The organism is Sphingobacterium puteale (genome assembly GCF_050986225.1).
GTDB classification, from domain to species: Bacteria; Bacteroidota; Bacteroidia; order Sphingobacteriales; family Sphingobacteriaceae; genus Sphingobacterium; species Sphingobacterium puteale.
In genome coordinates, this window is sequence record NZ_CP158959.1 from 189,957 (window position 1) to 212,266 (window position 22,310).

Consider the following 22,310-nt stretch of genomic DNA (forward strand, 5'->3'; position numbering starts at 1 on the left):
GATGGAATTGATAAGAACTATTAAATTTTGGAACAACGCTGATCGAATTGGTCCCGATATGGCTTCAACGTACTGGCGGCTTTTCTTTAAGACTTTAATGAGAAAGCTTTGTCTGAAGAAGTTCAATTATTTTGGAAAAGGAGCCGAAGTTAGACCGGGAGCATATATTGTTGGATGTTCCAAAATATATTTGGGAGAGAGAGTTATAATTAGGCCGGGATCGATGATTCATGGTGCTTCTTCAAACTTGGACATATCGATTAAAATTGAAGACTATGCTATGCTTGGATCAGGCTGTCATATTTATGTATCTAATCATACTTTTTCAAACCCAAATATTCCGGTCATCGATCAAGGACATGATTTATCATTGCCCGTGGTAATTAAGAAAGGAGCATGGCTTGGAGCAAATGTAATCTTACTGCCAGGCGTTACGATTGGTGAAAATGCTGTTATCGCAGCGGGCGCTGTCGTGACGAAATCTATACCTGACCGCACAGTTGCTGCAGGAGTGCCAGCCAAAGTGATCAAGAATATAGAATAAAGGTGCGATGAAATTTTTATCAAGTAACAAACTTTTAAAATCAACACTGATTTACACGGTCTGCAGTGGTGTGAATAAAGCTGTACCGTTTCTTATATTACCGATTTTAAGTTATTATCTGTTACCTCAGGATTTTGGTATTGTAGCAAATTATAATGTATTATTTGTTGTTGTTACACTACTTGTAAATATAGGGCTTGACGGCGCAATAAGCGCTCGTTATTATACATTAAGTAAGTCGGAGATTAAAATATTTGTTTTCAATGGTTTGTTAATAGTTGTAGGTGCTACTGTTATCGTAGGCTTGGTCGTAATCCTTTTTAGCAGTGTAATATACAACTGGTTTAAAGTTAGCATCGAGTATCAGCTTTGGTCAGTTATTTCTAGTTTATTTGCTGTAATTACCACTCTAAATTTAGCTCTTTGGAGATTGGAGGAAAAACCTATTCAATATGGAACCTATGAAATATCACAAACATTAATAAATGTGATGATATCCTTAGTACTAGTGATTTCTTTTAACAAAGGATGGGCTGGTAGGCTAGATGGCATTATTATTTCGACGATTTTATATGGTATCTTTAGTTTATGGTTTCTTTTTAGGAGGAGTTATGTGCAAATTCAACTTGACAAATCTGTAGTCAAAGCAATTTTAAGTTTTGGCATTCCGCTTATTCCCCACGCTTTAAGTATATGGTTAAGATCTGGTGCGGACCGAGTTATCATTACAAAATTTTTTGGTGAATATCACACGGGATTATATGCTACAGGGTTCCAATTTGGTGTTTTTATAGCTTTTGTGACTATGGCGTTTAACAATGCTTTTGTTCCATATTTGTATAAAAATCTAAGCGAGCAAAATCAAGATGTATTGCTTAAGAACAAAATTAAGCTCGTAAAATTAACTTATCTTTGTATAATCGGTTATGTGTTGATGGGGGTTCTTTTTACGTTCGCTTCGGACTTTCTTATCAAAAATTTTTTCTCGGATAAATATATCGAAGCAAAGGATTTTATCGTGTGGGCGATTATTTCCCAAGTTTTTCAAGGTTTTTATCTATTGTTTGTTAATTATCTTTTTTTTGCTCAAAGAACTAAACTTTTAGCGTCCATTACGATCTCCTGTTCTTTACTTCAGGTAATAGTAAGTTATATATTAGTTCAGTCTATGGGGCCGTTAGGCGCAGCATATTCTTCGGTAATTGTTAGTGTCCTAAATTTTTTCCTAGTTATGCTAGCGGCTACTAGAGTACTACGGATGCCTTGGCTAAATATGTTAAGAAAACGGTTTTGAAGAAATAGAATGTTTATTTTTTATTAGGTTGAAAATGAAAAACTTTGAGTGGAAAGTGGTTGTAATAGATCATGAATCATTCTCTCACAGGAAACAGAGACATTATTATGTGGACGAATTCTTGTCTAGTGGCATTGCTGTGGAATATTGGGATGTGAGTAAAGTACTTAAGTATTCTAAGCATATCAAATATAATGAGAGCGTCGAGGCAGATTATGTGAAAAAACTTGTGAATTTTAGAGACATTATTGATTCTATTTCTGTTTTAAATGTCGAGAATACAGTATTAATTTTAGAATTTTACTTGAAGAAGGAAACGTTGAAATTGTATCAACTCATCCATCAAAGAAAAATTAAGTGGGTGCGTATTAATTATTACCATAATCCTACGATGTATCTTGATGTACATGACTCAATGTATAATAAATTTCTTAAGATTTTTGACTTCAAGCGAGTCATTAATAAATTGAATAATACAATATTAAAGAGGTATAGAAATCTTTCAGTTCCAGATATTGCTTTTTTGACCGGAAGTGAAAAAAGCGTTGAGGCAAAAAAAATAGTTTCATTGGATTTTTTTGATGTAGAGGAGTATAACAATTCTATATTGATTGATAAAGCTGCAATCTGTGAGGAGCCTTATGTGGTCTTCCTGGATATTATGTTTTCTCATCACCCAGATCTCCAACGAGCTGGAATATTAACAATTTCGAAGGATATTTATTTTGAAAAAATGAGATATTTTTTCGATAGATTAGAAGAGAAATTAAAAAAGCCAATTATTGTTGCCAGTCATCCGAAAGCTAATTATAATGGAGAATATGGTAATAGGATGACTATAAAGAATCAAACCTGCGAGCTGGTTAAAGGCGCTGATTTGATTTTAACTCATGGTAGCTTGTCTATTAGTTATGCACTATTAGCGAAAAAGCCAATTTTGTATTTATATTTTGAAGAAATGTTGAAGACAACTGATATGCGATTTTACTACAATAGAATGGAAAAAGCCAAAAAGGAGTTGGGGACAGAAATGATAAATATAAATTCTAAAGATTTGGATTTTGATATACCTGCTGTTCAAAACGATAAGTATGAAGAATTTCTCAAAAAGGTTTATTTGAAAAATCTTGACGATTCTCGGTCGAATTTTCAGATAATCCAAGAAAACTTAGTTCAGCTTATAAAAAAAGAGTCATTTAATAAATAATATTGTAATTCGATATTTTTAGAATTGGGAGTAAAGAAAGAAATCTTGTATAGTAGTAATACGCATCAACTTATGAAAGAGTTGGGTGGTAAGAAGTATAATAATCTATCGTTTGTTGTGGTAGAAAAAAATTAATAAATAGATCTACTGATCTAAATTGAAAAATTAGAAACTATGTTCGTTTATCTCTTGTTCTTTTGGGCAATAGCAATGTTTTCTATTTTGGACTTTACTGAATCTAATAATAGAAAACTTTGTTTATTTATTATTTGGGTTTTGTGCTCATTATTTATTGGAACCAGGGAAATGGGACCAGACTACTATGTTTATAATGTTTTCTATAGTTATGTGCCAAAATTAGATGCTTTAGCTGATAATTTTCAAGCTTTTACGGCCCGGTCAAAGTTTGAACCACTTTACATAATTATTACTTCACTTTTTAGTACGTTAGGTATATCTTTTGAAATTTTCCATTTGCTTTTTACAGCCACCTTTTGCGCTTTATTTATTTTCTCTGTTCACAAATATACACCTCATGTTTTTGTAGCAATAATGGTATATATTGGATTTGCTTATTTTTCTGGATGGTCAGCAATTAGGCAGTTTATGGCAGGTTCTATTTTTATTTACGCATTACAGTTTATAATTGAAGGCAAGAGATTTAAATTTTTGATATTAATAATTTTAGCACTGTTATTTCATTATTCTGCTATTGTTTTATTGCCGATTGTTTTTTTGAGAAATTGGAAAATATCTAAAGGTTGGTGTTTCGTTCTTATTTGTGGAGTATTGGTCATTTATTTTTCGGGCATGTTGAAGGCGATTTCTTCTTTTGTATTTTCGTTTTTTCCTTTTTTAGATCAGTCTAAGGTTAATCGTTTCGCAAATAATGAAGAAGATACTCTTATATCTACCATCTTCTTCTTATGGATAATCATATTGTCTTTCTTGAACTTTAATAGAGATAAGTTTAAAGATTACTACAACTTTAATATCTTATTCAATATTTATTTATTTTCTTTTCTTATGTATGTTCTGATTCTCTCGTTTGGCGATTTAGGGCGGATAAATATGTATAATAAGCTGCTGCATGCTATAATGTTTCCTTTTATAGTGTTTGCCTTCCGAGAGGGGCGTGCACTTGCATGGGTGGCGTTAGCATTGATCAGCAGTATTACGATTTATAAAGACATCACTTCAATGGATAGTTTTCAGGAGCGCGCTGAAAATTCCTCCACCCTGTTTGTCCCTTATAAATCTTGGCTATTCTAGTTACTTATGAATAAAATTATAATTTTTCACCAAGAATTTGATCGTGCAGCTGGCACAGAGCGGGTCTTATATAATATAGCCGAATTTTTTGGCGAGATGCCTGACAGCGAGGTCACATTACTTTTAAATTCCAAATCTGAGAATTTGGTATTCGAAATTGATAAGTTACCCATCAAGATTGAAAGCTTAGGGCTGAAGCCGATTAAATCGGGTAAATTGTCACTTATTATTTACTATTTGAAAGTATATAGAAGATTATCCTCATATCTAAAAAGGTTGGATAAGTCTTATAAATATACGCTTATATGTTCTAATGCTACCTTATCTGCATTAGCATACTTTACATCAAAGGATCGAAATAATATTAAAATTATAGCATGCGAGCATTTTTCCTATCATGTGGCGGGAAAGTTTTCTCGGTTACTAAGAAAGCAATTTTATTCTAATGTAAATATTGTTTCATTAACTGAGAAAGATAGAGCGGTTTTTCAAAATGAATTTAATCCTAATATTTGTATATGTATTCCAAATGCTATTCCGTTTGTTCCTCGATCTTACAATGGATATGATAAAAAAGTTATTTTGTCCATAGGACGATTTACTTATCAAAAAGGATATGACCTGCTGTTAAAAGCGATATCAAAATTGGACCGTGAAATTTTTGATGACTGGAAGGTAATAATTGTTGGTGAAGATTATGGTGACAGAAAGATGATGGAAGATATTATAGAACGCTATAATCTCAGTTTTGTTGAGTTACATCCGCCTTCAGCTACAATTCAAGAATATTATGCTAATTCAACTTTTTATGTAATGAGTTCGCGGTTTGAGGGGCTGCCAATGGTTTTGTTGGAATCTGTTGGCTTTGGTCTTCCTATTGTGTCCTTTGACTGTCCTACAGGACCTAGTGAAGTCGTTAATGATGAAAATGGGATTTTAGTTCCTGCGGAAAATATAGAGAAACTTTCCGAGGCAATTGAATTTATGATTAAAAACCGAGACCAAATAGCAAAGAAATCCCTAGGCGCTGAAAAGACCGCATTACTTTATACTAAAGAGCGGATCAATGGTATGTGGAAAAATTTATTAGATCAAATTTGGCTTAAAGACTAATTTTAGATGAAATTTTCAGTAATAATCCCGTGCTTTAATGTCGGAAAATATTTAAAAAGCACAATAGACAGTGTAATCGGTCAAAAAGGAAATTTCGAATTGGAGATAATTTTAGTGGATGATTGCTCTACTGATAATACGTGGGATATAATTAATTCTTATGTCAATAATCAGATCATTTGTTTAAGAAATATAGAAAATCGTGGAGTGTCATATACTAGAAATGTAGGTATTTCAAATTCTTGTGGAGATTTTATCTATTTTTTAGACGGTGACGACTTGCTGTTACCAAATTCTTTCTCTAAAATAGCTGAGACCTTAAGAAATAATACTCAAATAGACATTTATTCTTTTGGCTATGAACTATCTTATCATGATCGAAAAAAGATGCTGAATTCTCCCCAATATAATAATAGGTTATTTGAGGCCAAAAAATTCTTGGAGCTATTTTTAAGAAGGAGAGTAAAGCAATGTATGTGTTCTTTCGTCGTAAAGCGGGATTTATTTTCTAAGCATGAAATTCATTTCGACTCGAATACTTACTCCGGCGAAGATCAAGAAGTACAAATTTTATGTATGTACTTTGCTAATGAAATATTTTATAGTAGCGATATTTTATTTGTTTATCAGATGAGAGATGGTTCATTTATGAAAAGTAATTTTAATAAAAGACGTTTCACAACAATGGATGTTTATAAACGGTTGTTTAAAAGAATTCATGATTTTAATTTAAAGACTCTCCTAAGTACATATTTCACTGTGGAATATTTCTCATTACTCCGGCATGCATCAAAATCTGGGAATTCGGAGTTTGTGTTAGAAGCGCTTACTCATAGATCAATTTTAAATGATAAAACTGAGATTAGTTTAGATAAGCAGTCCTTATTGGTGTTGTTATTGAAAATGTGGCACAAAATTGGTTTAAAACTTTTATTAAATATTTTCAGAAAATATTAGAAAATCATGCAAAGAATTTTAACATTATGTATTTTTATACTGCTATCAGTTTCAGATAGTTTTTCTAATCCTATCTTTTTGTGGAAGAAGAATAATTCACCATACTCTATTGTATTAGCCAAAAATGCAACAGATAGTGAGCTAAAAGCAGCTGAAATATTTCAAAAATATTTCAAAAAAAAATCCGATTTATCAATACCGATTATTTATGAAGGTAGTGAAAAGGGTAAGGCAAACCTTTATATTGGATTGACAAACTTTGCAAAAAGCCAAATACAGTTTAATAAACTACAGAATGAAGGATATTTTATTGGATTAAATGGAGAAAATATAATAATAGCGGGAAAAACTGTGAGAGGAACAGTAAATGGAATATTTGGATTTCTGCGAAAATATCTAGGTGTTGAAATGTTATCTAGAGATTTTGTTTATTGTATTCCCGAGGTTTCAAAAAACATTGACTTAGTAAGATCAAACTATATAAACCCTTCATTCCAAAGTGTCGATATCTTTAATGCTCAGTCTTATAGCGATGATTATACTTTTTGGGGAGGAATAAATCATTTATTCAAAAATGGATTTGACTCCGACTGGGGAATTTTTGGCCACTCATTTTTTAAAATTATACCACCAGAAAAGTATTTTAAATCTCATCCGGATTTTTTTCTTTTAAAGAATGGAAAGCCTTCCCAGCTCAACTTGGATAATGAATTTTTAGTAAAAGAAGTGATTAGTAATCTGAAAATTTTGATGAAAGCCAAACCTAGTAAGAAATTATGGATGGTTGGTCAAGAGGATGACGGTAGTTTCAATGATTTAAAAATTGCTAATGGCACAAACACAACGGATAATTTAATTTTATTTATAAACAAGATCGCTAAGGCATTTCCTGAGAAGATAATCGGTACATTATCCTTTCAACAAACTCAGAAGGCACCTCTTAAAGTTAAGCCATTAAGTAATGTTTTGGTTTGTTTTGCACCTATTGATGCAATTTATAATATTCCAATTTTTTCTGGGTACAATACTAGATTTTCTAAGGAACTGTTGAAATGGAAGACTTTAACAAATAATTTAATGGTTTGGGAGTATGTGGCAAATTATACTGATTCTATGCTCCCGTATCCTTCCTTTACTGTGATAGGCCAAAATTTGCGTTATTATCATAAAAACGGTGTTTCTAGATTGTATTTGGAAGGTTTAAACCTTACAGAAGAAGTTTTTAGCGAATTGTATACATATCTTTTTTTGAGACAATACTGGGATATAACAATCAATGTAAATGCCACTATTAAGGAATTTTGTGAAAAATATTATGGAAAATCATCGGTATACGTAATGCAATATATAGAAAAGTTAAATACCAATGTTAACAACTCAAATGGTATTTTAAGATTTTATGACACTAAAAAGGACTATTTGAACTCGAATTTCTTAAACGATTACGACCGAACATTGGAAAATGCAGCTTTATCAGTAAAAGACTCGCCCCTGTTTTTAGCAAGAGTAAATAAGTTGAGATCACAGGTAGACTTTCAGCTATTAAAAGGGAATATTAAGCAAGGAGATAGTCGATCAAATAGGTTTTTGCAGACAATGAGAGAGCAAGGAGTTTCTTCTGTTAAAAGTAATAGTAAAAATATTAAAATTAATTATTAATGGAGTTTTCAGTTTTATTATCTGTTTATCATAAAGAATCTCCTCTATTGATGAAGGATGCTTTGAATAGCATTATTGATCAAACTTTACAACCTTCTGAGATAGTAATAGTAAAAGATGGACCTTTGACTCAGGACTTAGATGAGATGTTATTAACCTTCACAGATAAGTATAAAGATAAATTTAAGATTGTAGGTCTGGATAAAAATTTAGGCTTGGGGAATGCATTGAAAATTGGACTTGAAAATTGTAAATATGAATTAGTTGCACGTATGGATACTGATGATATTGCAAGGCCATATCGCTTTAAAATGCAAGTTGAGTTTTTATCCCAAAATTTAGATATTGATGTACTGGGGGGTAATATGGAGGAATTTAACGAAATTCCAGGTGATCTAAAAAGGTTTAAAATCAATCCCGAATTACATGAAGATCTTATCAAAGGCATATATTATAAAAATCCATTTAATCATCCTACAGTTATGTATAGACGATCGAAGGTAATAAAATCAGGTAGTTATAATGACGAATATCTTTTATTTGAGGACTATGCTTTATTTTTGAAGATGTGGAAAAATGGAATGAGATTTCATAACCTTCAAGAAATTTTGGTGGACTTTCGAGTAGGATCTGGTATCGAAACTATTAAGCGTCGAAGTGGATTGCACTACTTGAAAAAAGAAAAAAAATTCTTGAATTACGCGAGGGAGCTTGGCGTTTTTGGTCCTTTTGATGTACTCAAATATAAAATTTTAAAGTTCCCTATTCGGATGTTACCTCCTAGAATTGTTTTATTCATTTATAATAAATTTTTAAGGAAGTAATATGATCGGAATAGTTGGTTCTTCTGGATTTATTGGGACTTTTTTATCAAATTCCCTAGAGGGTACTGTTGGTATTTCCATGCGAAATGAAAACTGGCAGGATGAATTGAAAAATAAAAATATCATTATAAATTTGGTCGGTAAAGCGCACGATCATGAAGGAAATAGTACCAAGAAGGATTATGAACATATAAATGTTGATCTTACTAAAGAACTTTTTAAAGTTTTTATTAAAAGTGAAGCATGTCTATTTATCCATGTGAGCTCAATTGCGGCGATAGAAGAGTTTGAATCTGAAGATATTATCACAGAGCAAAGTTTATGTAATCCCCAATCATGGTACGGAAAGTCAAAACTTGAAGCAGACAACTGGTTAATGAAACAAACATTGCCAGATCATAAAAAAATGATAATTCTTCGCCCTCCGATGGTACATGGCCCTGGCGATAAAGGCAATTTACAACTATTATTTCGCCTTATTTCAAAAGGTATTCCTAATCCGTTAGCTTCTTTTGATAACAAAAGATCTTTTATATCTATTTATAATTTCACCTTTTTTATAGAGCAGGTAATTGGTAAAAAAGATCAAATTATTTCTGGCTTATATAATATTGCTGATGATGAGTCAATATCGACTAGGGAGATTATTGATGAAATAAAGAGAATATCGGGTAGAAAAGGAATTAACCTTTATGTCCCTAGATTTTTGATAAAAACGATTGCTAAATTAGGAGATATTATTCCACTACCTTTGAATTCAAATCGTTTTAGAAAAATGACAGGTAATCTAATTGTATCTAACAGTAAAATAAAAAAAATGTTAGAATTAGAAAGTATTCCATTAAGTGCGAAACAAGGATTGATAAAAACGCTTTTGTCGCTTGATAATACATATAGAAAAACTAAAACAAATCTTTAGTTTTATTTAAAACAATTTCATTTTTTTGGGCTTTATATGAATTACATTTTTATATTACTGATTCTATTTGGTGTTGAAATTTTATATTTCCAATTAGCGGACCGTTTTAATATCATTGATAAACCTAATGAACGATCATCTCATAGCACCGTCACTTTACGTGGCGGAGGAATAATATTTTATTTTGCTGCTATGATCTACTTTATTCAATATGGCTTTGGTTACTCTTGGTTTTTTCTTGGTTTGTCACTAATGACCATAGTTTCTTTTTTGGACGATATTTATACACTCTCAAATAAAGTTCGATTGGTTATCCATTTTGTCTCAGTGATATTAATGGCCTACCAATTACAGGTATTTGAGATGCCTTTGTACTACCTAATAATTACATTTATAATTGTTGTTGGAGTTATAAACGCTTATAACTTTATGGATGGAATTAATGGTATTACGGCTTGTTATAGTTTAGCTGTTGGGGCACTTCTGATGTTAATGAATAAAAAAATACATTATATTGAGCAGGATTTATTGGCATATTCTCTATTGGGTGTTTTAGTATTTGCATTTTTTAACTTTCGCACCAAAGCGAAATGTTTCGCGGGTGATGTTGGCTCTGTTGCTATTGCTTATATTTTGCTTTTTGCATTAGGTATGTTGATTATTAAAACAGGAAATTTAATTTATATTCTTTTTCTAACAGTTTATGGAGTCGATGCAGTATGGACAATTATTAGACGATTGATACGAAAAGAGAACATATTTGAAGCTCATCGCTCTCACCTATATCAATTCTTGGGAAATGAGGCTCGATTAAACAAATTGCTAATTTCATTTTTATATGGATTAATGCAGTTTATCATTGGTTATTTGGTAATAATAGTTTCAGATAAAAGTATAAATGAGCAATTTGCTTTCTCTTTTATACTTTTAATAACTTTAAGCATTTTATATCTTCTTTTTAAATCTTACATTATTAAAAAATACGTTAAGAATTAATCTTTATGTCAGAAATAATATCCATTCAAGGAGGAATTGCTCAAGACAATCGTGGCCAAATACGCTTTGTAAATGATTTCGATATGAGTTTGGTAAAACGTTTTTACATTATTAAAAACGCAGATACAGAGTTAGTGCGCGGTTGGCGTGCACATCGTATAGAACAACGTTGGTTTTATGTTTTATCTGGGGGATTTTCAGTTGATTTGGTCAAAATTGATAATTGGGATCATCCGTCGCGTGATTTGAAAATTGAAAATAGGGTTTATATTGCTGATGATATGAAAGTTTTATGGGTTCCGGCGGGTTATGCTACAGCATTTAAAGCATTAGCCCCTAATAGTGAATTATTGGTGTACGCAGATTATGGAATTCATCACTCAGCTAATGATGATTATGTTTATCCGTTGGATTATTTTGATGGGAAGGCCTTAAAATTATAATGCTATATGTTTTAGAGTTTTATTTATTTTTGTAAGTAAGGGATTTTACAGTTTTAATAAAAAATTTGTGTGCTATTTCGATCTGAAAAATCTATCTTTGGCGTTAAATGATTATTTTCCAATTTAGTAAATTAAAATACGAATGCAGTTATATTTAAAATATGGATATATGATGGGCATATTTGCCCTTATCCTACTGGCTTTTAGTTCATGCGGTTCTAGAAAAAGTATGGTATATCTTCAAGATGATTCGATTAAAATCAACACTCTCTATGAACAATATGTGCCCAAAATTCAGTCAAATGATATTTTGACTATTGTTGTTTCAGCTGCAGATCCTAAAGTAACAGCACCTTTTAACCCACTAAGTACGGTGAATCTGAATGGTACAGTGAATCAACAGATGGACATGGCGATGAGACCTACATATACAGTCGATGAGGAAGGATTCATAATTTTGCCGATGTTGGGTAAGACACTTGTTGGCGGCCTCACTAGATTGCAAGCAATCGAAAAGATAAGATCTGAATTAGGAAAATATATTAAAGATCCAGGGGTTAATATAAATTTCAATAATTTTAAAATTTCCGTTTTGGGTGAGGTTGCTCGCCCTGGGTCATTTACATTGTCGACAGAAAGAATAACCATCCTCGAAGCCTTGAGTATGGCCGGCGACTTAACTATTAGAGGCCTTCGTGAGAACGTAATGTTAGTAAGAGAGACAAATGGACAAAAAATGATCTATAGATTGGATCTAACCAAACAAAGTACATTAAATTCTCCATACTATTATTTAGCACAAAATGATGTTATATATGTAGAACCTAGTAAAGTTCAAATCAATAATTCAAAATTAGGTGCTAATACAAATGTTATCATTTCGATAGCTAGTTTACTTATTACAGTAATTTCAGTTCTGACTCGATAAACACATTCATGGAACAACAATCAACACAAATTATAGAGACGGATAAAATTAATCTCAGACAGTTATTTGAACAATATATTTTTTATTGGAAATGGTTTTTATTATCTGTTCTATTTGCGCTAGTTATAGCAGTAGTATATTTAAGGTATTCTGAAAAAACTTATAACGTTACCGCCAAGATTCTATTGAAGGATGAACGTAGTGGAGCGGCAGGCGAACTAGCTGGAATAAATGAATTAAATTCCATGGGACTAGGGGGAAATCGTTCTGCCTTTGTGACTGATCAAATTGAAGTTTTGTCATCCAGAAGATTAGTAAGAAAAGTCGTGGATCAACACCACCTAAACATCGTCTACGAAATTAGGGGGAAAATAAGGTCTTCAGAGGTGTTAGAAACTGAAATGCCTTTTATATTACAACCTCAAGGGGACCAAGATACCATGAGAATGAAATTACGTGTTCAAATGGTGGATGGAAATAAAATAAATGTTTCTGACGTAGTCTCTGGACAAAAAGTGATTTCACCATTTGATAGGAATATCCAAATAGGACGTAAAACAATAAGATTTAAAAAGAATAATATAAAACTTAGGAAAGAGGAGGCCACTGCCGATTATGAGATAACCGTATTTCCGATGGATGTCGCAATTGATATAAATCTTGCAGCACTTAAAATAACTCCTAATAAGGAGTTGCAATCATACGTGGTTAACTTTTCGATGTTATCTGCATTGGATAAAAAAGCGGAACTTTTCGTTAATACCCTAATTGATAAATATAACTCTGATCTTACTGATGATAAAATGCGCATGACTCGCGCTACATCAGAATTTATCAATAAAAGGCTTATTCTAATATCGAAAGATCTCTCTGGGGCAGATGAGAAAGCTGCTGATTTCAAAACTACCAACTCCATGGTTGATATGACAACCGAAGCGGGTGTTTTTTTAAATAATGCATCAGACAATGATAAAAAGGTGTTGGAATACCGAACTCAGTTGAAGCTGGTTGATCATATGAATGATTATTTGAAAAATCAAAAGGAAGGAAAACTTTTGCCATCAAATATAGGTCTGCAGGATGGATCCATTGCTTCTGCAATTGAAGTATATAATAAGTTAGTGTTAGAACGTGATGACCTGTTGAAATCAGCTTCAGATCAAAATCCTGCAGTAGTAGCGCTCAACGAAAATATTGCGGAAAGTGGTGTTAATATCCGTAATTCTTTGCAGAATTACCAAAGAGTCACAAGATTGGCTTTAAATAGTATAGAGAATAAATCGAACGAAATTAAAAATAGAATTAGTTCGATCCCAAATCAAGAACAAGGATTTAAAAAAATTTCACGTCAGCAACAGATTGTTGAATCACTTTACATGCTACTGCTTCAGAAAAGAGAAGAAAGTGAGGTAAAGGCTGCTGCAACGCCAGATAATTTAAAAATTATAGATGCGGCTTATGGGAATGGCCGCCCTGTTGCTCCTAGAAAGGTTTTAGTTCTATTAGTTTCTTTTGCCCTCGGTTTTCTCATACCTTTTGTCATTTTATACATTAAATTTTTACTGGATAATAAAATGCATTCTCGTAAGGATTTTGAAGAAATTGTTAAGGCGCCTGTGCTTGGAGAAATTCCTTCAGCCGAAGATACAGTTATCCATTTAAACGACAGGTCTTCATTAGCAGAAGCTTTCAGGATTTTGCGGACAAATATGAATTTCATGTTCCCGTCAGATAAGAAAAGTTCTTCTAAAGTAGTTTTTGTCACTTCTACAACGTCCGGTGAAGGTAAATCCTTTGTTACGACAAACCTGGCACAAATATTATCCATGTCAGGAAAGAATGTACTCTTGATTGGTGCGGATATTCGAAGTCCTAAGGTGTTGGATTATTTAGGTCTATCCCATCTACAACATACCAACGTTGGAATTACACAATACTTAATCAATCCAGACATGGATGTGAATAACATTATTATTAAAAAACCTGGTAATTATGACTTCGATGTTATTTATTCTGGATATATTGCGCCAAATCCTGCGGAATTATTAATGAATGGTCACTTTGATGGTGTGATTAATTATGCCAGGCAACATTATGATTATGTTTTGGTTGATACTGCACCAGTGAGCTTAGTTACAGATACATTGCTTATCGCACATAATGCGGATTTAACTTTATATGTTGCCCGAGCAAATTATTTGGACAAGCGTTTGTTGCAGGTTGCTAGAGAGCTTTATGTAGACGGTAAATTAAAAAATCTTGCAGCTGTAGTAAATGATGTAGATTTTGCACGGGGTTATGGCTATGGTTATGGCTATGGTTATGGTTACGGAGATAAAGGCAAAAAGAAGACCGGGTTTGCAAAGATTTGGCAGGACATTAAAGATCGACTAAATATAAAATAGATCTATTGTTTAATAGATTTTGGCCTTATTGTTGTTTAACCCCAAGTCGAATACTCGACTTGGGGTTTCATTTTTATAATAATTATCAGTGCAATCCGTTATGATTGTAATAATTTTAATACTAATTCATGCACAATGACAAAAAAACTATTATTCGCTTTTGTAGGAGGACTCTTATTGACAATAGGAACGGTTTCCGCGCAGTTTTCTCGCCCCATCAGTGTGGGGGCTGGAGCTGGAGCGACGATCAGTCTGACGGATTTAGCAAATGTGGAGTCTAAATTTGCTTTCTACGGTGAAGCTGATTATTTGATTACACCATTTATCTCCGTGGGTTTACATGGTGAAAAAGGTACCTTGGGAGGGCATGGCTATGAAAGTGAATTTGAAAATCGCTACTATGCAGGTAATCTGAATGGAAAAGTTCGTTTAGGACAGTTTTTAGGACATAAAGATAACTATAGTCAGTATAATATAGGGGCAAGTACCTTGTCAAAAATTGTATCCAATATATATGTCGGAGCAGGGGCTGGCTTGGTTAAAAATCGCATTAAACATCATATTGATCCGATATATTTAGATGCAATTACCAATCAAGGGGGCGAACTTGCTGATGATCTGGTTGAAGTACATTTTGTAGTTCCTTTGAATGTTGGGGTAGATATACCCTTTGGTCGCACATTATATGGCCCACAGTGGGCTATCAATGTCAATTATCAGCACACGCTAACAACCAATGATAATCTCGATGGTATAAAGAATAAAAATAATGACCAATATGGTTTTGTATCAGTAGGTATAAAATATGCTCTTTTCAACCGGAAATAATTAAATCGAACTACCTAATTTAAATAACGAATAATGATAAACATAATAAAACAGGTATATAAGTATCGACTGTTGGGTATTTGTGCTTTGACTCTTTTGCTGGGATTCTCGGCATGTAAATCGAACTCTGCTATCTATAAAGCGCCTAAGGTTAACGCTTTTCGCGGCGGTAAGTTACCTGCCCCTCCGGGAATGGTCTACATTCCCTCTGGAACTATTCTATTCAAGGGATCTTTGGATAGTGGTAATGTGGGGAAAAATGTCAGCGTAAGTGCTTTTTTTATCGATGAAGCGGAAGTAACAAATAAACAGTATCGGGAATTCGTGAACTGGGTTGCAGATTCCGTGGCCGTAACTGATTACCTGAAAGATGACCAATACTTTATGGAGATAGCAGGTGAACAAGTTGGGCAGCGTAGAATTAACTGGGCAAAGGTTAAGAAGGTATCTCCTTTATGGAAGAGTAATGATCCCGATATTCAAGAACGTATAGCGCCGATGTTGGAAATGCGTGGTAACCGACGTGCGCTCAATCCCGAGGTAATTAAATATCGTTTTTCCTATCTACAGTCTAAAGGTAATATGAAAAAAGCTTATGTGACGGATTCTGTAGCGATCATGCCAGTGGAAGATATCTGGACAAAGGATTTCCCGAATGCGCAGTTAGCCTCATTGGATGCAAATTATTTTACGCATCCATCCTTTGATTATTATCCTGTCGTTGGTGTAACATGGAGACAGGCACGGGCATTCACCGATTGGCGTGCCAATGAAATGGCAGCTACGGTATTGAAAAACTCTTACCTCAACGGTTATCAGTTAAGTTTGAGTTTACCAACGGAGGCACAATGGCAATATGCGGCATCAGGCAAATTGGATCCCCAGGATACAATTGCTGGATCTCGGTTTACTATTGATGGAATAGAAGGCAAGAAAAAATTAGCAGTCAACTTTAAACAGGGCGAAGGTACTTACTCACGTGATGGAGCGACATTCACATTACCGGTTAAATCGTACATGCCGAATGCATTTGGTGTCTATAATATGGCTGGGAATGTTTCCGAGTGGACACTGGATGCGTATAGCCCATCGGCTGTTGTATTTGTTAATGACTTAAATCCCGCTTTATTATACGATGCCGATGCAAAGGATGGTGATGCGCTAAAGAGAAAAGTAGTACGTGGTGGTTCATGGAAGGATAATGGCGAACAGTTAAATAGTGAGACACGTAATTATTCGGTGGACTACGAGCCTCATTCTTATATCGGATTTCGTTGCGTGATGTCTGCATTTGAGATGCCAACGGTGCAAAGTAAAACACGTAAGTATTAAATCGGACTGTAAAATATAAATTCGATAATGATGAACATGAAAACAATACTGACAGTTACCATGGCATTGGTCACTGGATCCTTGTTCGCTCAGCAAGAGACGACAATAGATACAGTTTCTAGACAACAGGATACTTTAAATAATGTAATGTCTGCTATACCGGAAGTTTCAGGTGAAATTAATCCAGATACGATACCAACTACAGACGGCTTTTATCAGGCAAATAGTATGGAAGATGCCGTGCCATTTGCTTATCCTGAGGTGAACAAAAAGAATATCCGTTTTTATAAACGTGTATGGCGTGATATTGATCTAAAAGATGAAAAGAACTATATCTTGGCAATTCCAGGAAACTCGCTGATCGAAGTGGTGATGAAAGCGATCGAGAAGGGTAAGCTTTCGCTATATAGCCCTGATGATGACTCGTTCAAAGGAAGATTAAGTGCGCAAGAGGGAATGGCCCGTTTTGCGGATAGCGTGTTGGTGCCAATTTTTGACGGGGAAGGAAATCAGATCGATTCCAAAATGGCGCTCAACGAATTTGATCCCAGTCGGGTAACTAAATTTCGTGTCAAAGAGGATATTTTCTTCGACAAGCAACGGAGCAGGTTAGAAACACGCATTATCGGAGTGGCACCCTTAATGAATATTACCACATCTGCCGAACTTGCTGAATCTGTAGGCGCGACACCTGCTTTTTGGCTCTATTTCCCACAATTACGCTATAGCTTGGTGCAGGTAGATATCTCGGATCCGGATAAAGGTCTCTATGATATGACCATGGATGACTTCTTTGTACAGAATAAATTTGCGAGCACAATTGTGCGCGAATCGTCACCGGGTATGTTGCAGAATGTAAAAGAATCGGAAAATGGTGGACAGCTATTGGATGGGCGCAAGGTAGAAGAGAAGCTGGATGACTATAAAAAGAAGTTATGGAGCAATCCGAAAGGAGTGAAAGCAGAGGAATTGGAAGGGAATCAGTATAATAAAACGAAGACAGAAAAAATACAGTCTCAGTCAGAACAACAAGAGGAAAGTAAATCTGAAAATTCAAAAAATAACAAAGCAACAGAAGAGAGGCCATAATTAAACGAATAAAGCGAGTTGTTCTATTCCTAATAGACCAGCTCGCTTTACTCGTTAAAATTTTATGATTTATCTCTTTAGTAAATGAAAGGGGGGGACGAAAGGCTTATTTATTTTAAAGATTTATTTAAATAAGCTTCTTCAGTTATTAGATAGAATAAAATAGGGATATTCAGTAAATGTTATAAAAAATGGTGGTCAGAATAATTTCGGTCACCATTTTTTGTTCTGTTATCCCGATCTTTGTAAGATTTTTCCGCTGGTTTAAGCACCCCATTGCCAAAAAGCTGCTTTTTCGTTTTTTTGGGCATAGCTGTCCCCTGAACACCCGTTCTTCCACCTATTTTCTGTGATCTTTTAAGCCGCTTTTTCCTGCTGACCCTGCATCTTGGGGATCATCCGCACCGCATTTGCTGTATGGATGCCAAAGAATATCCACAGGATTTCCGTTTTCTTGGTCCTGGCCCGGATACGGCTGAGCGAATAATACCGTTTTTCTGTGCCAAAGCTACCTTCAAGCCGCGTAGAGCGCTCCCTGTTCAGCACGGAGCGGAGCCTGCCGCGCTCTTTTTCATCAGCTGCAGGCTTACCCTTGCGCACAAAGCTGGTGAATATGCCCCTGCTGCGGCACCAGCTCCGGTTGGCGTTGGTAGCGTAAAGCGCATCGGCAGCTACATGGCTGACACGTTTTCTCAGCAGTGACTGCTGTAGGTCTATACATTGTGGAAGCCGGTTCCCTTCATGGAAAGCATCAAAGCTCAGGTGCTCGATAAAGTTGATGCCGTCAATCTGGATGCTGTTCACTTTGGCGCCGAACTCAACCCCTTTACTTTCTTTGCCGCGGACGATCGGGCGGATATAATCTTTGTCGACACTAACGATCAGCCCCTTCACTTCCCGCCCGGCAAAACGTTCCCGTTGCTGATGGAGTACTTTTTTGATGATGGACAGCCGTCTGTGAAAGCGGCCAGGAAGATTGGCTGTACCAAGGGACATGATATCCCCGCACTGACCGATGAGCTTGCCAACCAGGTGGAGCAGGCTGCGTTTCAGCACGCGCGTCTCCGATTTCCCACGCTTGCGCTTTTTACTATAGATACGGTAACGCAGGCGCTGCTTGTCAAATTTGTTGCGCGGCATCCGCAGACCCGACAGCTTTGCCATGCTCCGCAATTGCCCCTGCAGCCATTCCGCACATTCCCATAACAGTTTGATATCCGTGGGAAAGCGAACATCACTCTCATAACAGGTCGCATCGCTCATCAATACATGGCTGTCCTTAAACCAGGCCTTCCAGTAACCGGCAAGCACCCGCTGAAGGGTGCCGATATCAAGTTTTCTGGCAAGTTCGCAGCGGATCTCGCTGACGATCTTAAAATTATCGAGCGGCTTTAACGGATTGATCCGAACACCGCAGAAAAGCTGATAATGGAGGTTGGAATTAAGCTGGGCGACCAGGTCACGGTCGGAAAGCCCCGTATAGGATTTCAGCACCATCAGCGCCACTTTACCCGCCCCGCTAAAATAGGACCGGCGGCCAACTCGGTTTTCCCGTTGCCCCAGGCTCGCTGCCAGCTCGGAAAATGGAATACTCCGATAAAGCCGCCCTAGTTCACTCAGGTGAAAACTTGATTCGTACTGTTTGAAAATATCGTATTCGCTGAAGGCTAAAGTTGGCTGAAGTTCGCTAAGTTTTTGTATCTTTCGCATATCTTTTTGATGACCGTTACCCCGATTTTGGCCGCTAACCTTATTATTCGGGGGAATACACGAAGATAATAAAACCCCAACTATTTATTTATCAAATAGTTGGGGTTTTTCTGAATATCCCTAAAATAGTGATATTAAATTACTATCTCATTATTCCATCTGTTAAAAAGGGAGAAGATAGGAAAATCCACCTCCAATACGAACCCCAGACCAATCGACTTTAACATTCTCATTTTGGTTTAGGCTGCCTTCCATTTCAATATCATAGCCCCCCGAAATGTGTAATCCTAACCCATATGGTAACTCATATTTAAGACCAAGCTGTGGTAACACAGAAAGACTAGTGGAAGTAGAATTAAATCCATATTTTTCGTCGAGCTTTATTTCGGTCGCTGCAGTCTTTGTATATGCTTTTGTCTTAGTTTTAGTAAAAGTAAGACCCGGTGAGACCTCCGCAAAAAACGCTAAACGATTGTTCTTATTTAAAGCTAATTGATGAAAATAACTGCGGTATACCATGCCAATTCTAAATGCATTCAAATTGATTTTATCAACCAGTTCTCCCGAATAATCTGAATAGGCTAACCTCCCTGCTGTTGATAGATATGTAAAATTTGTACCAAGCTCATGTCTGCCTGACTTATAATTTATCCCGGCAGTATGGATTACATACCCTGGAAAATTGTCTGTGATAGCTATGGACAAAGGAAACTGTTGCTTCAGTTCCTCTTGTATCCTGATTAGCTCTGTTTTCATCCCTTCCATCTTATAGTTACCATACCCTATTGAATATTCGACTTTAATTTGTCCTCTTGAAATAAATGCTATGCTAAGAAACAGAAATGTATATAATATCTTTTTCATTATTCGGTTATGTGATTATAATATTTACCTTCAAGAATTATATAATTATTAATTAACAAAGGAACCATATAATTCGGTGAAGCTAAATCGAGAGCATATATAGTCTTGTCATAAGTCTTATTCAAAATCCGTGTTTTACCAGGATAGGCCTCATATATTAGATTACCTGTAAATTTGTCAACACTACCATATTGCCCCATTACTGTAATAACTTCCTTCATATGCGGGAGCTCATAAATAGTAAAATTATTACGATAATCACTATCACTTGTAGCGATATGCTGTATAATAACATGGTTGGTTTTTAATGGATGAAAATATACCTTGGAAATAGGATTATCTGTTTGATTCCTTAAAAGAGTTAAACTATTATCACTATTATATTTGTAAATTTTATAAGATGAATTTTCATCTGTTACACGTACATAATTGATAAGGAACTGGCCATCATAGGATATGGCTGATTTGTGTTTTTTTAGACCTTCTTCAACAACATTTATAAGCTTACCTGTATTAGAATTATAAATTCTACTTTGAGTTGAATACCATGGATAATTAATGATGAGTTTATCATCATCTGTAATAAAAAAGTCTTCAATTTCATTTGGGCCGGGCACCGTAAAGGAAGTAATCAGCGTATTTAAAGTATAGTCCGAATATATATAAAATTTTCCACCATCACCATCTTTTGAGAACATGCCTACTTTACCACTTTTTGCAGATAGTCGAAACATTCCAGACTTCTCAGCGGGCAATATTATATCTCCTTTAGTATGTAGATCATCTTTATCAAACAGTCTCATATTATATTGGTTATAGTTATATTTACCTAAAATCATATTGTTTTTTAGATCAGCAAAAAAAGAAAAATCTAAAGGATCCTCGAATTTTAGATCTTTGTAATAGTTTATAACTTTGTTGTATTTTTTATATTCAGAAAAATTAGCCTCCTCAGGTAAAATATAGAGTTCATAGTAATCCAAAGTTGCAGGAAAAAGAGGTCTACTAACATATACCTCATCATTTCCCGAGCTAACGTTGAAAATCTCATCTTTAAACTTCACAACATATTTAGATGCAAATAAATTGGGATTCTTCCATTTAATTTTTAATTTAAAAGATTCGGCAGTACTTGTGGTAAACATTTTGTCTGTCAAACTTTCATATTTAACATAGTATAAATCCTCACTAATTGGAACTCGACTGGACTTAAATTTAGTTGCAATTTTGTAAAGCTTTACTCCATAAGCATAATCTTTATCCGTATAACTTGTTTGACTAGGATCAGTGATAACAGAAACAACTTCCAATATATGGTCAGGTGAATTTGTCTTGTATGTATATATGGTATAGCTCTCGACTTCGGCACCTTCCAAAATGGGCTTTTTCCAGAATATTTCAAGATTACTGTCCGAATTTATCCGTTGATCTATATTAAGCTGGATCTTTGGATCAACAAATTTAACTGGAAATTTTACCTCGATATTGCTGGTTTCCTCTCCTATTAATTCAGCCAAACTGCCCGTACCAGAACCCAATTTCAGCTTTATTTTCAATTCACTGGAGTTTTTTCCTTCTAACATCCTAGGATTTAACACAATTGCTCCATTGGTAGTTTTGATCGGACTATTATCCAAATAAAATTCCTCATTGATAATTGTCCCAGATGAAACGTTTATATTATACTTAAAACTTGTTTCAGTATAGACATAAATCGTTTGTCCTTTAGGCACCTCCGCAAGGTTCACATTAACCACCGCATTTTTATCAGGCTGCTTAATTTCATGGTAATTCATGTCTTTGTTATCATATTCACAAGCGCAAAATAAAAAAGCAGATATAAAAAATAGAAGCTTTAAGTAATGACTAAAAATACTTTTCATCTCAAATTGAAGTTGCTGTCAATAATTTATTTATAAAAGTAAA

The 22,310-nt window shown here is 34.7% G+C and carries 19 protein-coding genes; 16 read left to right on the forward strand and 3 right to left on the reverse strand.

Going from position 1 to position 22,310, the window contains the following annotated elements; genetic code table 11:
- Nucleotide 1 precedes the first annotated feature (1 nt).
- The 16 genes from ABTV71_RS00815 (at nt 2) to gldN (ending at nt 17,810) form a co-directional block, all read left to right on the forward strand.
- Nucleotides 2-544, forward strand: coding sequence for an acyltransferase (locus ABTV71_RS00815; protein ID WP_433901935.1), 543 nt, complete (start codon nt 2-4; stop codon nt 542-544).
- 7 nt (nt 545-551) lie between these two features.
- A complete protein-coding gene (locus ABTV71_RS00820) occupies nt 552-1,838 on the forward strand; it encodes a lipopolysaccharide biosynthesis protein (RefSeq protein ID WP_433901936.1) in 1,287 nt (428 codons plus the stop codon).
- Between the two features lie 34 nt (nt 1,839-1,872).
- Nucleotides 1,873-3,045, forward strand: coding sequence for a hypothetical protein (locus ABTV71_RS00825; RefSeq protein ID WP_433901937.1), 1,173 nt, complete (start codon nt 1,873-1,875; stop codon nt 3,043-3,045).
- 174 nt (nt 3,046-3,219) lie between these two features.
- Entirely contained in the window at nt 3,220-4,317 is a 1,098-nt protein-coding gene (locus ABTV71_RS00830; protein WP_433901938.1) for an EpsG family protein, read from the forward strand.
- 6 nt (nt 4,318-4,323) lie between these two features.
- Nucleotides 4,324-5,430 carry a glycosyltransferase gene (locus ABTV71_RS00835; protein WP_433901939.1) on the forward strand — a complete coding sequence of 369 codons (1,107 nt, stop codon included), beginning with the start codon at nt 4,324-4,326 and terminating at the stop codon, nt 5,428-5,430.
- A gap of 6 nt (nt 5,431-5,436) precedes the next feature.
- Nucleotides 5,437-6,387, forward strand: coding sequence for a glycosyltransferase family 2 protein (locus ABTV71_RS00840; RefSeq protein ID WP_433901940.1), 951 nt, complete (start codon nt 5,437-5,439; stop codon nt 6,385-6,387).
- A 6-nt stretch (nt 6,388-6,393) separates the two neighbouring features.
- Nucleotides 6,394-8,046: a DUF4838 domain-containing protein gene (locus tag ABTV71_RS00845; protein WP_433901941.1), complete on the forward strand. Its 1,653-nt coding sequence runs from the start codon at nt 6,394-6,396 to the stop codon at nt 8,044-8,046.
- Nucleotides 8,046-8,870: a glycosyltransferase gene (locus tag ABTV71_RS00850; RefSeq protein WP_433901942.1), complete on the forward strand. Its 825-nt coding sequence runs from the start codon at nt 8,046-8,048 to the stop codon at nt 8,868-8,870. The genes ABTV71_RS00845 and ABTV71_RS00850 overlap by 1 nt, the downstream gene beginning before the upstream one ends.
- 1 nt (nt 8,871) lies before the next feature.
- The gene (locus ABTV71_RS00855; protein WP_433901943.1) at nt 8,872-9,789 is read left to right on the forward strand and encodes an NAD-dependent epimerase/dehydratase family protein; all 918 of its coding nucleotides are present in this window, start codon (nt 8,872-8,874) and stop codon (nt 9,787-9,789) included.
- Between the two features lie 36 nt (nt 9,790-9,825).
- Nucleotides 9,826-10,785, forward strand: coding sequence for an MraY family glycosyltransferase (locus ABTV71_RS00860; RefSeq protein ID WP_433901944.1), 960 nt, complete (start codon nt 9,826-9,828; stop codon nt 10,783-10,785).
- 5 nt (nt 10,786-10,790) lie between these two features.
- Complete coding sequence (locus tag ABTV71_RS00865) at nt 10,791-11,228, forward strand: WxcM-like domain-containing protein (RefSeq protein ID WP_433901945.1); 438 nt, start codon at nt 10,791-10,793, stop codon at nt 11,226-11,228.
- Between the two features lie 169 nt (nt 11,229-11,397).
- Nucleotides 11,398-12,156 (forward strand): polysaccharide biosynthesis/export family protein, encoded by a 759-nt coding sequence (locus ABTV71_RS00870; protein WP_433901946.1) that lies wholly within the window; start codon nt 11,398-11,400, stop codon nt 12,154-12,156.
- Between the two features lie 8 nt (nt 12,157-12,164).
- Nucleotides 12,165-14,561 (forward strand): GumC family protein, encoded by a 2,397-nt coding sequence (locus tag ABTV71_RS00875; RefSeq protein WP_433901947.1) that lies wholly within the window; start codon nt 12,165-12,167, stop codon nt 14,559-14,561.
- A 135-nt stretch (nt 14,562-14,696) separates the two neighbouring features.
- Complete coding sequence (locus tag ABTV71_RS00880) at nt 14,697-15,389, forward strand: hypothetical protein (protein ID WP_433901948.1); 693 nt, start codon at nt 14,697-14,699, stop codon at nt 15,387-15,389.
- Between the two features lie 33 nt (nt 15,390-15,422).
- Nucleotides 15,423-16,721, forward strand: coding sequence for an SUMF1/EgtB/PvdO family nonheme iron enzyme (locus tag ABTV71_RS00885; protein WP_433901949.1), 1,299 nt, complete (start codon nt 15,423-15,425; stop codon nt 16,719-16,721).
- Between the two features lie 36 nt (nt 16,722-16,757).
- Nucleotides 16,758-17,810 carry a gliding motility protein GldN gene (gene gldN / locus ABTV71_RS00890; RefSeq protein WP_433901950.1) on the forward strand — a complete coding sequence of 351 codons (1,053 nt, stop codon included), beginning with the start codon at nt 16,758-16,760 and terminating at the stop codon, nt 17,808-17,810.
- 357 nt (nt 17,811-18,167) lie between these two features.
- On the opposite strand, the gene ABTV71_RS00895 is transcribed toward gldN, so the two are convergent.
- The 3 genes from ABTV71_RS00895 to ABTV71_RS00905 all read right to left on the reverse strand — a co-directional run bounded on the left by ABTV71_RS00895 (nt 18,168) and on the right by ABTV71_RS00905 (nt 22,267).
- Complete coding sequence (locus ABTV71_RS00895; RefSeq protein ID WP_165308927.1) at nt 18,168-19,520, reverse strand: transposase; 1,353 nt, start codon at nt 19,518-19,520, stop codon at nt 18,168-18,170.
- A 162-nt stretch (nt 19,521-19,682) separates the two neighbouring features.
- Nucleotides 19,683-20,384: a hypothetical protein gene (locus ABTV71_RS00900; protein WP_433901951.1), complete on the reverse strand. Its 702-nt coding sequence runs from the start codon at nt 20,382-20,384 to the stop codon at nt 19,683-19,685.
- Nucleotides 20,384-22,267, reverse strand: coding sequence for a hypothetical protein (locus ABTV71_RS00905; protein WP_433901952.1), 1,884 nt, complete (start codon nt 22,265-22,267; stop codon nt 20,384-20,386). The genes ABTV71_RS00900 and ABTV71_RS00905 overlap by 1 nt, the downstream gene beginning before the upstream one ends.
- Nucleotides 22,268-22,310 lie beyond the last annotated feature (43 nt).

What these genes read in the sequence shown, in the direction of transcription:
- ABTV71_RS00815 (WP_433901935.1), top strand. Translation starts at nt 2, where the DNA reads ATGGAATTGATAAGAACTATTAAATTTTGGAACAACGCTGATCGAATT.
- ABTV71_RS00865 (WP_433901945.1), top strand. Translation starts at nt 10,791, where the DNA reads ATGTCAGAAATAATATCCATTCAAGGAGGAATTGCTCAAGACAATCGT.
- ABTV71_RS00830 (WP_433901938.1), top strand. Translation starts at nt 3,220, where the DNA reads ATGTTCGTTTATCTCTTGTTCTTTTGGGCAATAGCAATGTTTTCTATT.
- ABTV71_RS00905 (WP_433901952.1), bottom strand. Translation starts at nt 22,267, where the DNA reads ATGAAAAGTATTTTTAGTCATTACTTAAAGCTTCTATTTTTTATATCT.
- ABTV71_RS00875 (WP_433901947.1), top strand. Translation starts at nt 12,165, where the DNA reads ATGGAACAACAATCAACACAAATTATAGAGACGGATAAAATTAATCTC.
- ABTV71_RS00845 (WP_433901941.1), top strand. Translation starts at nt 6,394, where the DNA reads ATGCAAAGAATTTTAACATTATGTATTTTTATACTGCTATCAGTTTCA.
- ABTV71_RS00855 (WP_433901943.1), top strand. Translation starts at nt 8,872, where the DNA reads ATGATCGGAATAGTTGGTTCTTCTGGATTTATTGGGACTTTTTTATCA.
- ABTV71_RS00885 (WP_433901949.1), top strand. Translation starts at nt 15,423, where the DNA reads ATGATAAACATAATAAAACAGGTATATAAGTATCGACTGTTGGGTATT.
- ABTV71_RS00840 (WP_433901940.1), top strand. Translation starts at nt 5,437, where the DNA reads ATGAAATTTTCAGTAATAATCCCGTGCTTTAATGTCGGAAAATATTTA.
- ABTV71_RS00850 (WP_433901942.1), top strand. Translation starts at nt 8,046, where the DNA reads ATGGAGTTTTCAGTTTTATTATCTGTTTATCATAAAGAATCTCCTCTA.
- ABTV71_RS00825 (WP_433901937.1), top strand. Translation starts at nt 1,873, where the DNA reads ATGAAAAACTTTGAGTGGAAAGTGGTTGTAATAGATCATGAATCATTC.
- ABTV71_RS00870 (WP_433901946.1), top strand. Translation starts at nt 11,398, where the DNA reads ATGATGGGCATATTTGCCCTTATCCTACTGGCTTTTAGTTCATGCGGT.
- ABTV71_RS00860 (WP_433901944.1), top strand. Translation starts at nt 9,826, where the DNA reads ATGAATTACATTTTTATATTACTGATTCTATTTGGTGTTGAAATTTTA.
- ABTV71_RS00835 (WP_433901939.1), top strand. Translation starts at nt 4,324, where the DNA reads ATGAATAAAATTATAATTTTTCACCAAGAATTTGATCGTGCAGCTGGC.
- ABTV71_RS00880 (WP_433901948.1), top strand. Translation starts at nt 14,697, where the DNA reads ATGACAAAAAAACTATTATTCGCTTTTGTAGGAGGACTCTTATTGACA.
- ABTV71_RS00895 (WP_165308927.1), bottom strand. Translation starts at nt 19,520, where the DNA reads ATGCGAAAGATACAAAAACTTAGCGAACTTCAGCCAACTTTAGCCTTC.
- ABTV71_RS00820 (WP_433901936.1), top strand. Translation starts at nt 552, where the DNA reads ATGAAATTTTTATCAAGTAACAAACTTTTAAAATCAACACTGATTTAC.
- gldN (WP_433901950.1), top strand. Translation starts at nt 16,758, where the DNA reads ATGAAAACAATACTGACAGTTACCATGGCATTGGTCACTGGATCCTTG.
- ABTV71_RS00900 (WP_433901951.1), bottom strand. Translation starts at nt 20,384, where the DNA reads ATGAAAAAGATATTATATACATTTCTGTTTCTTAGCATAGCATTTATT.